The sequence below is a fragment of the Lacihabitans soyangensis genome, assembly GCF_024343775.1.
Lineage (GTDB): Bacteria > Bacteroidota > Bacteroidia > Cytophagales > Spirosomataceae > Leadbetterella > Leadbetterella soyangensis.
In genome coordinates this window covers 79,734-93,956 of record NZ_RJUF01000005.1, presented here as the reverse complement: position 1 = coordinate 93,956, position 14,223 = coordinate 79,734, and the positions used below count along the sequence as shown (strand labels likewise).

Sequence of the window (14,223 nt, the reverse complement as noted above, 5' to 3'; positions counted from 1 at the left end):
TATGTAAGGACTCAAGACGGGTCAACCAAGAAAAGTGGCTGATCATATTCTACTGGTGTGGCATCGTCCACCAATATTTTTACGATTTTACCAGATATTTCAGATTCTATTTCGTTGAAAAGTTTCATAGCTTCCAAAATACATATAACTTTACCCGAAGCGATTTCGTCTCCAACTTCTACAAAATTAGGCTTGCCAGGTCCTCCTGAGCGATAAAAAGTGCCTATCATAGGTGCTTTAATTTCAATCAGATGGCTTGTGCTTGCTACAGTCTCAACAGGAGCTGCTGCCACAGCCTCTCTCACTGGAGCCGCAACGGTTTCGTTTTGTGGGGCTACGGCCTCAAAAACAGGAGCAGCCACATATTGAACTGGGCTATTTCCGTTTCTTTTTATTTGTAACTTCAGTTCGGAAGTTTCTATATTTACTTCGCTAAGGTCTGATTTCGAAATGAAATCTATAAGTTTTTGAATCTCTCTAGTATCCATATTTTTAAGGTAATTCGGTTTTATTGCAAATGTAGCAATTTAAAGAAACCATTAATTAATATTTTTTATTTCTCTTTAACTCTTGAGTCGTACTCGTAAGTAGAGGTGTTTACTTTTATAAGTTCGTCATTGTTGATAAACAAAGGCACTTTTATGGTAGCACCAGTTTCTACGGTAGCTGGTTTACTGGCATTTGTTGCGGTGTCACCTTTTATACCAGGTTCGGTATAAGTGATTCTTAATTCCACATAAGCTGGCATTTCTACCGATAGCGGAGTTTCTGTTTCTGAGTGAACCAATAAGTCTACGTTTGAACCTTCTTTCATTAAATCTGCCAAAGGAACCATGGCTTCTCCTAGTGAGATTTGCTCAAAAGTGTCATTATCCATGAAGTTATAACCTACTTCGTCTTTGTATAGGAATTGATATTGTCTTTTTTCAATTCTTGCGGTCGTTATTTTTTCGCCTGCCGTAAAGGTATTGTCAAGAACTCTACCAGTTTTGATGTTTTTAAGCTTGGTACGTACAAAAGCACCACCTTTACCTGGTTTTACGTGTTGAAAATCTACGATAATATACAAATCATTGTTCCATTCCAAACACAAACCATTTCTAAAATCTGCTGTAGTTGCCATTATTATTTTTCTATATTTGTTCTGATACTAATAAAAATTGAATTGTCGGTTATTTTCGAAAAACCTATTTTTTTTGAACTTTGGTAATAGTTGAATAGGTCATTGCCTCTATTTAAGCCTAATTTTAATGAGAAAGAGTCGCTTAAGGTATAGACCAAGTAAAAAGTGGAATTTAGATTATTTTTGGCCGAGAAAATATGGCTAAATCTGTTTGTTTTAATCTCATGATTCGCAGGAATATCCACCTTGGTTGAATCAAAACTCTTGGAAATATTAAAGTTAACGATTTCTTGCACCAATCCCAAACCGATATTTTTGTAATATATTTCTCCTCCAACAGGCAAGTTAATGTTCGAAGTAAATACATTTTGTTTCAGATTAAACCCAATTCCATTGTTGTTATTACCGGGCCAAAAGCCTTTTTTGGATATTTTCCCTGTATATTGGGCTGCAACCAATATCCTAAATGGAACCTTCTTCTTAATTTGCATCATTTCTCCAACAGAAAAAGAATAGTTATGTATTCGAGATGAAAGATTTGTGGTGAAATTGATGGTATTGAAAGTCCTTAAGTTTTGGCCATGGGATTTTGAAAAGACTCCAATCAGTAGCAAAAAGCTAAATATAAACTTTTTCATAGAATCAAATCGCCCACTTTACATATACCGATCCCCATGTAAATCCACCGCCAAAGGCTGCAAGTATTAGATTATCACCTTTGTTAATCTGATCTTGGTAATCAAATAAACAAAGTGGAATAGTGGCAGCCGTGGTGTTACCATATTTTTGGATATTAACCATGATTTTATCTTCACCAACTCCCATTCTATTGGCCGTAGCGTCAATAATTCTTTTGTTTGCTTGATGAGGAACAAGCCATCTGATATCCTCACTTTTGAGGTTGTTTTTCGTCATTATAGCTGCAGCTGTATCGGCCATATTGGTCACAGCGAACTTAAATACCGACGGACCTTCTTGGTGTATATAATGATAATGCTTGTCAACTGTTTCGTGAGAAGCAGGGTATTTACTACCACCGCCTTTCATTATGAGGTGGTTTTCACCCGTTCCATCAGAGTGTAGCATGAAGTCTATAATTCCTTCGTTTTCGGTGGTTGGTTCCAAAAGCACCGCACCTGCACCGTCACCGAAAAGTACACAAGTTGTACGATCGGTGTAGTCTATGATAGACGACATTTTGTCGGCCCCAACTACTATTACCTTCTTGAATCTACCGGACTCTATAAACTGTGCACCTGTAACCAAGGCGTAAATAAAACCCGAACAAGCTGCCAGAATATCAAAACTACAAATGCTTGGAATACCAACTTGAGTGCAAACCAGATTGGCAGTTGATGGAAACATGTAATCTGGAGTCACTGTGGCTACAATAACTAAATCTATGTCTTTGGGGTCTGTGTTGGTTTTTTCTAATAGTCCTTTTACAGCCTCGGCGGCCATTACTGAAGTACCTTTTCCTTCTCCCTTGAGAATTCTTCTTTCTTTGATGCCTGTTCGAGAGGTAATCCACTCATCGTTGGTTTCAACAATTTTCTCGAGATCCGCATTGGTGACTACATCCTCAGGTACGTACCCGTGAATGCCTGTAATGGCAGCTTTTAAATTCATAGGCTTAAAAATTCTTAATGGTGTATTATAAATATTACGAAAATACTTCTTTTATTTTGTCTACAACGTTAGATTCTATTTGTTTTTTAGCCAAAAGAATCATGTTTTTTATAGCTAATGGTGAGGATATTCCGTGGCCAACGATCACATTGCCGTTAACACCAATTATTGGGCTGCCACCGGCAACCTCATAATTCATACGGTTGATCAATGGGTCATTTATACCCTGAGAAACTGCATATTCGTATAGCGATTCTCCCATTTTAAAGAGAACATTGCCTGTAAAACCTTCGGTAACGTATACGTCAGCTTTTCCTTCAAACAGGTCGCGGCCTTCTACATTACCAATAAAGTTAATCTTTTTGTTGTTTTTGAGCAACTGATAAGCTGCCTGTGAGACGGTGTTTCCTTTCTCCTCTTCCTCGCCAATGTTTACGAGACCCACTTTTGGGCTTTCAATGTTGAGAGCAAACCGGGCATATAGGCTACCGAGTTCGGCAAACTGCATCAATACCTCTGGCTTGCAGTCGGCATTGGCACCGATATCAAGCATGAGACTGAAGTTGCCATTTTTCAGAGGGAAATAGCCCGCTATTGGAGGCCTTTGGATATTGCCTAAAGTTCTGAGCGTAAAGAGAGAGCCCACCATCATGGCTCCTGTATTGCCAGCACTGCAAAATGCCGAAACTTGACCCTCCTTTAAAAGTTTAAACCCAACTCCTATAGAAGAATTGGGTTTTTGACTAAATGCTCTAGTAGGATGCTCGTGCATTTCAATGACATCATTGCAATAAATCATTTCGATGGCACCTTTTCTATACTCAAGGTCGTGTAAGACCTCAAGCATAGCATCTTGTTTTCCGATTAAAACAATTTGATAGTTTTCGGGCAATTCAGAAGCTGCCAAGATAGCACCTTCAATCACTGCCTTGGGAGCAAAATCACCTCCCATTGCGTCAACTGCAATTTTTCTCATCGGTTAAATTATTTTGTTAGAAACTTAAAATACTACGAATTAGTTGTAGTTTTCTACTACTAATTTGCCTTTGTAGTAAAGGTTTCCTTCGCTTACGTGTGCATGATGACGCAGGTGAACTTCGCCTGTAGTAACATCTACCGACAATTGTTTTGCTGACAATGCGTCATGAGTTCTACGTTTGTCTCTTCTTGTTTTCGAAATCTTCCGCTTTGGATGTGCCATATCTGTCTAAAATTATTATTACTGTTCTTCTAAATTTTTCAAGTTCAAAAGTGCAGCCCAACGAGGGTCTGTACTTGTATCTGTTTCTGGTTTTTCGGCATTGGGGTCTACATAAACCAATATACCATCTTCGTCCTCATCATCCTCTGTTCTGAACCTCGGGTGGAGGTTTTTCATAGGGACGGCTAGTAAAATATAATCAGATATCAGGTCTGCCACATTAATTTTAGGAGTTCCGAATGGTATTACTTCCATCTCATCGCTCATTTCTTGAGCCGTCTCTCCATATTTGTAAATGTGCGTTTCCTGAATTTTAAAATTCTCTGTAAATTCCTCCAAACTTCTGTCACAAACCAATCTCAAATCGGCGTCGATGTCAAAACGTAGTCTCAAAAGCGTAGTTGTTTTTTCTAGAATCAACTTTACCCTAAAGTTTCCGCCCTCCACAATGTCTTGGTCGTAGTGTTCAAAAAAGGAATTTGAACCTTCAAATTGGTACTCATAGTTTTTGTCTTCTAAACCATGAATGTTAATGTCAAAATCCGAAATAACTTTGTTCACTTTTTTACAGAAAGGCTGCAAATTTACAGTCTTTTTTTCAGAACAAAAAGTTTTGATTGAATAAAATCCAAGATAGTCAAGAAATTAAAAGCCTTTTTGATGTTTTTCATGATTTATTCCTATTTTGCATCAAATAAAACACAGAGATGATTGTTTTTGATGTAGGCAATACCGACACCGTAGTCGGGTTTTTTAAGGGCGAAAATTTAATTAATAAGTTAAGAATTAGGTCTTTGAAAAATGAGAATTCTATCTATTTTGAGTATAGAATTTTGAATTTTATGTTGGAAAACAACATCGAAAAGCGTGGACTTCAGAAGGCAGTTATTAGTAGCGTGGTGCCTATACTGACACCTTTTTTTGTTAATTTTTGTGAGAAGTTTCTTGATTTGAAACCATTGGTGGTGACACCTGCACAGTCAGGTCTTTTGAAAATAAATATTGATATGCCTGAGGAGTTGGGTTCGGACCTTTACGTAAATGCTTTAGCGGCTCTTGAAACAACACAGTCTGATTGTGTGGTGGTGGATTTTGGTACTGCCCTAACTTTTACGGTTGTCAATTTTAGTGGACAAATTGAAGGGGTTACCATTCTGCCTGGTATAAAAACAGCCATAAAATCATTGTTTTCTCAAACCTCGTTACTGCCTGAGGTAATACTCGAAAAGCCAGCGTCTATAATTGGTAAAAACTCTATGCATGCTATACAATCGGGCATAATTTATGGCTATGAAAGCATGGTATTGGGTATTCTAAAAAAGATTAAGGAGGAGGTTGGAAGGCCTGTAACGGTTATTGGAACAGGAGGCTTGTCAGCTGTATTAACTGGTATATCTAATGCATTTGATATGATTGATGTTGACCTTACTTTGCAAGGCTTGGCTCTCTATGGTAGAAAAACTCAGATGTAGAATTTTTTGAGTTCTATATAAGCTTCTACAGTATCAGTAACCAGATATTTGATATTTTTCTGCTCTTGGAGTCGTTTGCGAATGTAAGTCGCTGAAATATCAAGCAGCGGTGCCTCTACAAATTTTACACTTTCGTGATTTTCGTAATTATGCGGTGCAGTATTGGGTCTTGGATAAACATAGATTTTGTAAAACTCGAGTATTTTCTCAAAATTTTTCCAATTCTCGAACTGGACCAGGTTGTCTTCACCCATTATTAAAACGAACTCGTGTTCTGGAAATTTGTCAGCCAAAACGGTCAGGGTATCAATCGTATAACTTGGTTTTGGAAGGCTGAATTCTATGTCAGAAACTTTGAGTCTGTGGTTATCAGCAATGGCACGCTCGACCATGGTATGTCTGTCAAACTCGTGAAGAAGAGAGTTGTTTTTTTTGAATGGATTCTGAGGAGAAACAATAAACCATACTTGTTGAAGGTCAGTGGAAGTGGCCATGGTGTTGGCTATTATCAGGTGACCCACATGAATGGGGTTGAATGAACCAAAAAAGAGGCCGATTTTCATTAGACATAAATGGGTTTTACTTCTAACAAAACTTTATCGTTACAGAAGTCTTCGTACAGTTTTTTTGTTTTAAGGAAGGAAGTTTCGAGATCGTCGTTGAGTAAAACCACATCAAACTGATCTTGAAAAGCCATCTCAAATTTTACTTTGTAGAGGCGTTTGGATAAACTTTCCTCGGTTTCTGTACCGCGGCCAACTAATCTTTTTTCGAGTTCTTCCATGGATGGGACTTTTACAAAAATAGCAATGGCAGTATCTCCAAAGTATTCTTTTAATTTTAGTCCCCCTTTTACGTCTACGTCAAAAATTACGTTCTTGCCACTATTCCAGAGTCTCTCAATCTCAGTTTTGAGGGTGCCATAGTATCCTCCTGGATATACTTCTTCCCACTCAACAAATTCTTTTTTCTTTATTTTGTCTTTAAATTCGTCTATAGAAAGAAAATAATAATCTTTACCATGTACTTCATTTCTACCCCGGCGATCACGCGTGCAGGCCGAAATAGAAAAACCCAAGTCAGCTTGGGTATCCAGCAAATTTTTAACAAGTGTGGTTTTGCCAGAACCCGAAGGTGCACAAAATATGATTGCTTTGCCTTTTTTCATGGTAAAAATAAAAAGCCACTGAAACAGGAGTTTTCCAGTGGATAATAAGGGTCAAGAAACAGTTTTAAGATAAGAAAATAGTCTGAATTACTTTTAGTTTAATGATAAAACCAGCCAATAATACGAGCCCTATTCCAATTTTAGCCTTTAATTGATCCACAGTATTTTGTGGGCAGCACTTTTTTTCTACTTTGGTTTGCAAACAATTTTTTATAGACTTTTCTAATTCATAACCATCAAAGCATGGTTTGCAAACGTCAACATTGGATTTAAAATGCTCAATCTCTTCGGGAGAAGCGGAGCCATCCAAAACTGCCTGAATCATTTTCATGCATTTTTCATGATTTTCACATTCCTCTTTCATCAACACATTACCTGAGCACTCAGCCATCCTAAAATAAAATTTAAAGTATCTTGATTTTAACGTAATTCCTTATATCCCATGGACTTTGCATAAGAACGTAATTTCTCTTTCAATAAGTTCCGTGCTCGGTGTAATCTTGAGCGAACAGTACCGATTGGGATATCCAAAATCTTGGCCATCTCTTCATAGGTGAAGCCTTCGATGTCGCACAGTATAATCACCGTACGGAAATCTACAGGTAATCCATTAAGTGCCATGGCTACCTCATCGCCAATCATATCTTGTACAGCTTCGATTCTCAGATCCGAAGTACTTTCAAATTCGGCATCTTCGGTAGAATTGTAGACGGTTTCAACTTCTTGATAGTCAACCTTAGACGGTTCTTTGCTTTTTTTACGGTAGTCGTTTATGAAGCTGTTTTTCAGTATTCTAAACAGCCATGCTTTGGCATTGGTGCCTTCTTGAAATGAATTGATGAATCTGAAGGCCTTCATGTAGGTGTCTTGCACCAAGTCATTGGCATCGTCTTCATCGTTGGTAAGTCTAAACGCAAAGTTGTACATGGAATCTATATGGGGCATAAATTCCTTGTCAAATATTCGGTATTTTTCCGTTTCCGAGTATCTGGGTTTACTTTCTACAAATTCTTCTTCTTCTTCGAACTCCATACCTTGTTTGCGTTTCTGCAAAATTACCTTATTTTTTTAAATTCTTTACAAGTATAAAGGCTATTGATACAAAAATAATAAAATAGTGACCAATGGCTCATATGCATAAAGATTGGTTGTTTTGGAGTGTCGAAAATGTTTTTTATTTACTTTTGTAATTCAAAATAGCGTTTCAATGACCAGAATTCAAATAGGAGAGCTACCCAATTTTTTTGACAGATACATATTGTTGTCAACAGACAATATCCAACTTTTAGAGGCCTTGGATGAATATTCGCCTGAAAAACTGTTTTCGGATATCGAGATATACAAGGCAATAGGGGATAATATCTATGCACCAAACAAATGGACATTGAAGGATATTCTGCAGCACTGTATTGACACAGAGCGTATTATGTCCTATAGGGCTTTGTGTTTTGCAAGAAATGACGATACTGTTTTGCCAGGTTTTGATGAGAATGTGTACGCCAAAAATACAAACTTAGAAAATAGAACTATAGAAAGTCTCTTGGTGGAATTTGGACAACTCAGACGTTCGACTATTGACCTTTTTACAAACATGGACAAGACCATGCTTCTTCGAAAAGGAACTGCAAACATGACACGCATATCCCCGCTGGCCTTGGGTTTCGTAATTGTAGGTCATCCTAAACACCACGAAAGTATAATTAGAGAAAGGTATTATTCGTTAACTTGATGAGGAGTATTTACGTTGTTTTGTTGCTAATAGCCTCCAATGCTTTTATGACTTTGGCTTGGTATGGTCATCTGAAGTTTGCGGAGTGGCGTTGGTTTAACAAACTTGGTTTGGTGGGAATCGTGCTGTTCAGTTGGGGCTTGGCATTTTTTGAGTACATTCTTCAAGTTCCGGCCAACAAATATGGTTTCAAAGGAAATGGTGGGTCGTTTACATTAATACAACTTAAAGTCATTCAGGAAGTTATAACACTTGTGGTATTCGTCCTGTTTTCAATGTTATTTTTTAAAAACGAGGCTTTGCAGTGGAATCATTATCTGGCTTTTGTGTTGCTGGTTTGTGCGGTATATTTGGTTTTTATTTAGTCTTAATTATTCTATTGTGAAAAAAGTCGTTGCTTGTTTTCTAATATTATTTTCTTCTCAAATAGTTTTCGGTCAGTCTCTTACGCGTGGGCCATATTTGCAAATGGGCACCCATAATGCCATGACTGTGAAATGGAGAACCTCAAAGGAAGGTAAGTCTATGTTAATTTATGGAGAATCTTATCAGGTTAAGGATAAGGCGATTCCTCTTGCGGATAATTCGCAAGTTCAGGAAGTAAGGTTGACAGGCCTAAAGCCTAAAACAAAGTATTATTATAGTATTTATCAAGATAATGTACTTCTCAAAGGAGACTCTACACATTACTTTGTGACTTCTCCAGTTCCAGGAAGTGTGAAGGAGACAGTTAGGATGGTGGCCTTTGGAGACTGTGGAACACAACAGCCTGCCCAAGTAGAGGTGGCAAAGAGAGTAACTGAGTATTTTGGTGGAAAGCCCATTGACGGTTGGTTATTACTTGGAGATAATGCCTACAATTATGGATTTGATAATGAATATCAAATCAAATTTTTTGATATTTATCAAAGTTATTTTCTCAAAAACACGGTACTATGGCCTAGTCCCGGAAACCATGATTATGCTGACAGGGAATGGCCCAATCCCATTGGGCAAAAACCTGACTACTTTAAGATATTTAATTTACCAACCAAAGGGGAATGTGGCGGTGTCCCATCTGGCAATGCTGCTTATTATTCTTACGATTACGCAAACGTTCATTTTGTTTCGTTGGATTCATATGGGACCGAAGAAACGAAAAAAATGGCAGACACCTTGAGTAAGCAAGTGCAATGGCTTAAAAAAGATTTAGCAGCCAATAAGTTACCATGGACCGTGGTGTATTTTCATCACCCACCTTACACAAAAGGAACGCATAATTCCGATACGGAGCTTGATTTAGTTGCAATTAGAGAAAACCTAGTGAGAGTGCTAGATCAATATAAGGTGGACGTAGTACTAAATGGCCATAGCCACAATTATGAAAGGTCTTACATGTTGCATAATTATTATTCAAACGAAATAAGTTTTAATGCAAATAATCATGCTAAAGGAAATTCATCAGCCAAATATGATGGCTCTCCGAACTCCTGTCCATACATTAAAGCAGGTTCGGGAACCGTTTATGTAGTAGCGGGTGCGTCAGGTTGGGTAGGAGGTACAACTATGGGTTATCCTCACAATGCCATGGTAAGCTCTAATTCAGAAACAACGGGTGCGATGGTACTTGAAGTGACAGATAATAAGTTTGTCGCCAAATATCTAACTGCCAACGGGTCCATCTTTGACCAGTTTACAATTTTTAAGGATGTTAATAAAAAGCACCAAAAGACTATCGAATGTGGTGAAATTGTAACTTTTGAAAGTTCATGGAAAGGAGATATTCAAAGTACTATCGGAAAAGTAGATAATGGGTTACTGAGAATTGACAGTTTGAATAAGAGCGTTCAATTTACGATTTCTGACAAAAAGAATTGTTTGCATGATACAATCCAAGTTAATGTCAATGCTTATAAAACACCGAAGGCAAGTTCTAATTCACCGATTATGGAATCCGAAACCTTGCTTTTAGAGGGTAAATTCGATGGAAACGGTCAATTAAGTTGGAAAGGACCTGATAATTTTATGGCCATTGGCGAAAAGCAGACTATTGAAAAAGTAAATCTAAACAAAGGTGGTAAGTACTTTTTGAGGGCAAGTTATAAGAACTGTTTTTCTCAAGATAGTATTGATGTCAAGATTTTGAAGATATTGGCCAATGAAATTCCGAAAACTGAGCTGGTAAAGGTTAGTCCGAATCCTAGTGAAGGAGTTTTTGAATTAAAGGTCGATGTTACCCAAGAAGGTACTTATGAGTGTTTTTTGGTAGATAATTCTGGTAGAGTGGTTTATACTTATGATGCAGAGAAATTACCAGTAGGACCTAAGAATTTTGTATTGGATTTGTCCAACAAAGAAAGTGGCCTCTATTATTTTATCCTTAGAAGTAGTCAAAAAATTATTTCGGCCAAAGTATTAAAAAAATAGCCCCGAAACTTTCGAGGCTATTTTCTTTTTTAAAACAACATTCTGAATTTTATCGTCTCGTCTATTCCTTTAATGTCTTGCACAAACTCACGAGAATAAGATTTTTCTATATCTACGATTACATAGCCGAGTGTTTCGTCGGTTTTGAGATACTGCCCGGTTATGTTTATGTTATGCTTCGCAAAGATACTGTTCAGCTTCGCCAAAATACCTGGTACGTTTTTGTGCACGTGCAATAGCCTGTGCGAGTTTTGAAGTAATGGAAGCGTAAGTTCAGGGAAGTTTACACTGCCTGTTGTGCTACCGTTATTGATGTATTCGAGTAGTCTTTCAGGTACATAAGTTCCTATTCCCTGTTGAGCTTCCTCTGTGCTTCCTCCTATGTGAGGAGTAAGTATTACATTTTCTAAACCCATCAATTCCGAAACGAACGGGTCGGTGTTGGCTTTTGGTTCCTCAGGGAAAACATCTACGCCAGCACCATGAATTTTGCCACTTTTGAGAGCTTTTACCAATGCCGGAATCTCCACCACCGACCCTCTTGCAAGATTCATGAAAATTACACCGTCTTTCATTTGGCTAAATTCTTTTTCGCCAATCAAGTTAGTATTCTCCTTTCTGCCATCAATGTGCAAACTTACCACGTCCGCTACATTGAAGACTTCCTCCATAGAGCGACATTTGCGAGCATTGCCAATCGGCATTTTGTCTACGATATCATAGAAGTATATTTCCATGCCCAATGCCTCGCCGATAACCGACAGCTGCGTACCAATGTGTCCGTAGCCAATCATACCGAGTTTTTTACCTCTCACTTCAAAGCTGTGGTTGGCAGACTTATCCCAAATGCCCTTGTGCATGCCTGAGCTTTTAGGAAACACCTTACGAATTAGCATAATCATTTCGCCTATTACTAACTCCACTACTGATCGGGTGTTGCTATATGGAGCATTGAATACTGCTATGCCTTTCTGTGTTGCAGTTTTGATGTCTATTTGATTGGTACCGATACAAAATGCACCAATGGCCAGCAGTTTATCGGCGTTTTCCAGAACTTTTTTGGTTATGTTGGTTTTGGATCTGATGCCAATGATAGATACATCTTTTATTTTTTCGATAAGTTCGTCTTCATCCATGGCTCCTTTGTGAAACTCCACATCGAATCCTTGCTGCTCGAACGCCTCAACCGCTGCTGGGTGAACGTTCTCCAGTAAAAGAACTTTAATTAGACTTTTTGGGTAGGACTGCCCTCTCGGAAGTTGATTGTAAAACAAGAACTCATCAAGCGATTTTATCGAAAAATCGGCTACATCTACTACTTTTTGACGTTCCACATTTTCTACAAATGCATAAAATCTATCAGCAAGTCCGTTTTGTTTGATTTCGTAATCGGTAAATCCATCGCCTATAACCGATACGTGAGCATCTAGGTTTAGTGACTGCACCAACTTGATTTTACCACCTGTTTGCGACAAAACGTTGGTGTTGTCTACCCCAGTGATATCGCCATTTTCGTTGTAGGTGAAGGTATTGGCATAAACGTTTTCAGGCTTAAGCCCTAAATGTTCTATAACCGGAACTATGAAATCTTTGAAACCACTCGAAACCACCAAAATTTGGTCGGCGTATTCTTTCAAGAATTTTTTATTTCTTTCGAAGGATTCCGAAACGTTTTCAAGGAGAAATTCCACTAAAGCTGCGACATGCTTTTTATTGGCATTGAGCAATGACATGCGTTTTGATAGAGACTCCGAAAGGGTAAGTTCTCCGTTCATGCCAGCGTCTGTCAACTCCTTTATTTGTTGTACAATCTTTTCACCATCTGAGCTTTGAGCAAGGGCTATAGCTGCTAATTGATCTAGTCCTTCTACCTTTGTAATGGTGCTGTCAAAATCGATTATGAATATTTTCTTTTCCTTGTTTGCGGTCACAAATATTGATCGTTTATTATGAGCACAAATTTAAAACTTGACTTTTGGTTTTACTTAGAGATATTGGAAAAGTATTTCTTTTTATGTAAAAAATGCAATGATATTTTGAGAAATGGTTGTTTTGTAGAATTTTTATTGGTTTCAGTTTGATCTAAAGCAAAAAAAAAGAGTTCGAGACATGCTCCAACTCTTTTCACGAATAATTCGAATATTTTTTACAAAAACATACTCTCTTTACCGAATTTTTTAGCCAAAAGGGCATAGACTACTGCTCTTTGCTTGTTTTTATTGCTCGAGCCCATTTTTGCAAGTACTTCTGCGATAGCTTCGTCAAGGGCTGGACTATCTGCCAATCCTAGCTTTTTAATCAAGAAATTGTTTTTTACTGTTTCTAACTCTTTGCTGTCAGAACCAGAAACTTTTGAAGAATCTGCGTTGTAAATAGATGGACCTAAGCCTTTAGCAACACCTGTTAAAAGTGCTTCGTCGAGTCCCAATCCAAGCTCTTCACTTTGGCTTTTATAAAGCTCAACACATTCATTAAATTTACTCATTGTTTGAAAATTAAGGGGGTTTTAAACTGACATTAAAAGTAATTTTTTTTATTTTATTATCAAAATTATTCTTTTCATTTTTTGTGTTTACTCCACTCCGCTCTTGTAGCTGTAGTATTTTGGAGAATTCAATCGAGCCTGAATACCTAATAATAGGGAAAACGGCTTTTCGTAGGCTCCAAAACTAACCGATGATTGGTCAACGTAGTTGAACGTGAATTGGTTATTTAAGAATTTATTGGGTCTCATAAAAGACTTTCCGAAGGCTGTAATCTCTATTCTTTCTGAGACTTTACCTCTGATTTCGGTGATGAATTCGAAAGCAAAAGGGAAACTTGACGAACTCATGTTAAAGTCCAAAGTAGTATAATCTCTCGGTTCTGGGGTCGGTCTTTGGTTAAAGAGAATTCGGCCTTGTTCAGCGGTTTTTTTCTGATTTTTGACCAAATAGGAGACCCCAAGGCCAATGTTTAAAAAGGCCGAGCGACTAACTTTATCTATTGTCCAGAGTCTTTTCTTTACTCTCAGAGGCACATAAAACTGTTTGGTTTCATTTCTGAAGGGCAGTGGGTTTCTTCCTAGTGCCAAAAAACTTGTGCTCAAGTAACTGTTGTATTTTGCAAGCCCGAGTTCATATATCCAATTGTCATTTCGGGTTTGACCGATACTGATATCCCAAAAACCTTCACTATGAGAACTTGATTCAATGGCTGATGGTGAAACGGCATTTTCGCCGAGAAAGGATTTTTTGATACCCACAGAAGCGGCAAGAAAATAGGTGATAGTAAAGGTATTGAGGTTTGGCATCGTTATTAATTCTGATCCGCTTTTTCTATTTTGAGGCAGTTGGTAATATGGTGATTCCTGAGCGAAAATGGATGTGAAATTAGATAGAAAAAAGGTAGCAATTAAGCCGATTTTTTGCTTCAGCCTCATTAAATTGTCAATATTTTTGAAAATGAAAGCTTTGTTATTCATTCTTTAAAATTACCTTTTTTTTTATTTTGGAC

Annotated in this window: 18 protein-coding genes; 4 read left to right on the top strand and 14 right to left on the bottom strand. The window is 37.7% G+C overall.

Going from position 1 to position 14,223, the window contains the following annotated elements:
* Positions 1-11: 11 nt before the first annotated feature.
* The 7 genes from accB to EGI31_RS03855 all read right to left on the bottom strand — a co-directional run bounded on the left by accB (position 12) and on the right by EGI31_RS03855 (position 4,514).
* Complete coding sequence (gene accB / locus EGI31_RS03885) at positions 12-488, bottom strand: acetyl-CoA carboxylase biotin carboxyl carrier protein (RefSeq protein ID WP_255035840.1); 477 nt, start codon at positions 486-488, stop codon at positions 12-14.
* A gap of 65 nt (positions 489-553) precedes the next feature.
* Complete coding sequence (efp, locus tag EGI31_RS03880; protein WP_255035839.1) at positions 554-1,123, bottom strand: elongation factor P; 570 nt, start codon at positions 1,121-1,123, stop codon at positions 554-556.
* Between the two features lie 2 nt (positions 1,124-1,125).
* Complete coding sequence (locus tag EGI31_RS03875; RefSeq protein ID WP_255035838.1) at positions 1,126-1,761, bottom strand: hypothetical protein; 636 nt, start codon at positions 1,759-1,761, stop codon at positions 1,126-1,128.
* A gap of 4 nt (positions 1,762-1,765) precedes the next feature.
* The gene (locus EGI31_RS03870; protein WP_255035837.1) at positions 1,766-2,752 is read right to left on the bottom strand and encodes a beta-ketoacyl-ACP synthase III; all 987 of its coding nucleotides are present in this window, start codon (positions 2,750-2,752) and stop codon (positions 1,766-1,768) included.
* Between the two features lie 34 nt (positions 2,753-2,786).
* A complete protein-coding gene (plsX, locus tag EGI31_RS03865) occupies positions 2,787-3,728 on the bottom strand; it encodes a phosphate acyltransferase PlsX (RefSeq protein ID WP_255035836.1) in 942 nt (313 codons plus the stop codon).
* 39 nt (positions 3,729-3,767) lie between these two features.
* Complete coding sequence (gene rpmF, locus EGI31_RS03860) at positions 3,768-3,953, bottom strand: 50S ribosomal protein L32 (RefSeq protein WP_255035835.1); 186 nt, start codon at positions 3,951-3,953, stop codon at positions 3,768-3,770.
* Between the two features lie 18 nt (positions 3,954-3,971).
* Positions 3,972-4,514 carry a YceD family protein gene (locus tag EGI31_RS03855; RefSeq protein ID WP_255035834.1) on the bottom strand — a complete coding sequence of 181 codons (543 nt, stop codon included), beginning with the start codon at positions 4,512-4,514 and terminating at the stop codon, positions 3,972-3,974.
* A 146-nt stretch (positions 4,515-4,660) separates the two neighbouring features.
* On the opposite strand from EGI31_RS03855, the gene EGI31_RS03850 reads away from it, so the two are divergent.
* Entirely contained in the window at positions 4,661-5,425 is a 765-nt protein-coding gene (locus EGI31_RS03850; protein ID WP_255035833.1) for a type III pantothenate kinase, read from the top strand.
* Here EGI31_RS03850 and nadD read toward each other — a convergent pair.
* From nadD to EGI31_RS03830, 4 genes are all read right to left on the bottom strand, one after another.
* Entirely contained in the window at positions 5,416-5,988 is a 573-nt protein-coding gene (gene nadD, locus EGI31_RS03845) for a nicotinate (nicotinamide) nucleotide adenylyltransferase (RefSeq protein WP_255035832.1), read from the bottom strand. The genes EGI31_RS03850 and nadD overlap by 10 nt on opposite strands.
* Positions 5,988-6,593: a guanylate kinase gene (gene gmk / locus EGI31_RS03840; RefSeq protein WP_255035831.1), complete on the bottom strand. Its 606-nt coding sequence runs from the start codon at positions 6,591-6,593 to the stop codon at positions 5,988-5,990. The genes nadD and gmk overlap by 1 nt, the downstream gene beginning before the upstream one ends.
* 64 nt (positions 6,594-6,657) lie before the next feature.
* Entirely contained in the window at positions 6,658-6,984 is a 327-nt protein-coding gene (locus EGI31_RS03835) for a hypothetical protein (RefSeq protein WP_255035830.1), read from the bottom strand.
* A gap of 29 nt (positions 6,985-7,013) precedes the next feature.
* Positions 7,014-7,625 carry a sigma-70 family RNA polymerase sigma factor gene (locus EGI31_RS03830; protein ID WP_255035863.1) on the bottom strand — a complete coding sequence of 204 codons (612 nt, stop codon included), beginning with the start codon at positions 7,623-7,625 and terminating at the stop codon, positions 7,014-7,016.
* Between the two features lie 175 nt (positions 7,626-7,800).
* On the opposite strand from EGI31_RS03830, the gene EGI31_RS03825 reads away from it, so the two are divergent.
* The 3 genes from EGI31_RS03825 to EGI31_RS03815 are packed head-to-tail and all read left to right on the top strand — an operon-like array spanning position 7,801 to position 10,728.
* The gene (locus tag EGI31_RS03825) at positions 7,801-8,322 is read left to right on the top strand and encodes a DinB family protein (RefSeq protein WP_255035829.1); all 522 of its coding nucleotides are present in this window, start codon (positions 7,801-7,803) and stop codon (positions 8,320-8,322) included.
* Positions 8,322-8,687 (top strand): DMT family protein, encoded by a 366-nt coding sequence (locus tag EGI31_RS03820; RefSeq protein ID WP_255035828.1) that lies wholly within the window; start codon positions 8,322-8,324, stop codon positions 8,685-8,687. The genes EGI31_RS03825 and EGI31_RS03820 overlap by 1 nt, the downstream gene beginning before the upstream one ends.
* Before the next feature lie 16 nt (positions 8,688-8,703).
* Complete coding sequence (locus EGI31_RS03815; RefSeq protein WP_255035827.1) at positions 8,704-10,728, top strand: metallophosphoesterase; 2,025 nt, start codon at positions 8,704-8,706, stop codon at positions 10,726-10,728.
* 29 nt (positions 10,729-10,757) lie between these two features.
* Here EGI31_RS03815 and serA read toward each other — a convergent pair whose 3' ends face one another.
* From serA to EGI31_RS03800, 3 genes are all read right to left on the bottom strand, one after another.
* Positions 10,758-12,659 carry a phosphoglycerate dehydrogenase gene (serA, locus tag EGI31_RS03810; RefSeq protein WP_255035826.1) on the bottom strand — a complete coding sequence of 634 codons (1,902 nt, stop codon included), beginning with the start codon at positions 12,657-12,659 and terminating at the stop codon, positions 10,758-10,760.
* A gap of 215 nt (positions 12,660-12,874) precedes the next feature.
* A complete protein-coding gene (locus EGI31_RS03805; RefSeq protein WP_255035825.1) occupies positions 12,875-13,213 on the bottom strand; it encodes a DUF2853 family protein in 339 nt (112 codons plus the stop codon).
* An 87-nt stretch (positions 13,214-13,300) separates the two neighbouring features.
* Positions 13,301-14,191: a hypothetical protein gene (locus tag EGI31_RS03800; protein ID WP_255035824.1), complete on the bottom strand. Its 891-nt coding sequence runs from the start codon at positions 14,189-14,191 to the stop codon at positions 13,301-13,303.
* Between the last annotated feature and the right edge of the window lie 32 nt (positions 14,192-14,223).

What these genes read in the sequence shown, in the direction of transcription:
- EGI31_RS03825 (WP_255035829.1), top strand. Translation starts at nt 7,801, where the DNA reads ATGACCAGAATTCAAATAGGAGAGCTACCCAATTTTTTTGACAGATAC.
- gmk (WP_255035831.1), bottom strand. Translation starts at nt 6,593, where the DNA reads ATGAAAAAAGGCAAAGCAATCATATTTTGTGCACCTTCGGGTTCTGGC.
- efp (WP_255035839.1), bottom strand. Translation starts at nt 1,123, where the DNA reads ATGGCAACTACAGCAGATTTTAGAAATGGTTTGTGTTTGGAATGGAAC.
- EGI31_RS03805 (WP_255035825.1), bottom strand. Translation starts at nt 13,213, where the DNA reads ATGAGTAAATTTAATGAATGTGTTGAGCTTTATAAAAGCCAAAGTGAA.
- rpmF (WP_255035835.1), bottom strand. Translation starts at nt 3,953, where the DNA reads ATGGCACATCCAAAGCGGAAGATTTCGAAAACAAGAAGAGACAAACGT.
- EGI31_RS03870 (WP_255035837.1), bottom strand. Translation starts at nt 2,752, where the DNA reads ATGAATTTAAAAGCTGCCATTACAGGCATTCACGGGTACGTACCTGAG.
- EGI31_RS03835 (WP_255035830.1), bottom strand. Translation starts at nt 6,984, where the DNA reads ATGGCTGAGTGCTCAGGTAATGTGTTGATGAAAGAGGAATGTGAAAAT.
- plsX (WP_255035836.1), bottom strand. Translation starts at nt 3,728, where the DNA reads ATGAGAAAAATTGCAGTTGACGCAATGGGAGGTGATTTTGCTCCCAAG.
- EGI31_RS03800 (WP_255035824.1), bottom strand. Translation starts at nt 14,191, where the DNA reads ATGAATAACAAAGCTTTCATTTTCAAAAATATTGACAATTTAATGAGG.
- EGI31_RS03875 (WP_255035838.1), bottom strand. Translation starts at nt 1,761, where the DNA reads ATGAAAAAGTTTATATTTAGCTTTTTGCTACTGATTGGAGTCTTTTCA.
- accB (WP_255035840.1), bottom strand. Translation starts at nt 488, where the DNA reads ATGGATACTAGAGAGATTCAAAAACTTATAGATTTCATTTCGAAATCA.
- nadD (WP_255035832.1), bottom strand. Translation starts at nt 5,988, where the DNA reads ATGAAAATCGGCCTCTTTTTTGGTTCATTCAACCCCATTCATGTGGGT.
- EGI31_RS03820 (WP_255035828.1), top strand. Translation starts at nt 8,322, where the DNA reads ATGAGGAGTATTTACGTTGTTTTGTTGCTAATAGCCTCCAATGCTTTT.
- EGI31_RS03850 (WP_255035833.1), top strand. Translation starts at nt 4,661, where the DNA reads ATGATTGTTTTTGATGTAGGCAATACCGACACCGTAGTCGGGTTTTTT.
- EGI31_RS03830 (WP_255035863.1), bottom strand. Translation starts at nt 7,625, where the DNA reads ATGGAGTTCGAAGAAGAAGAAGAATTTGTAGAAAGTAAACCCAGATAC.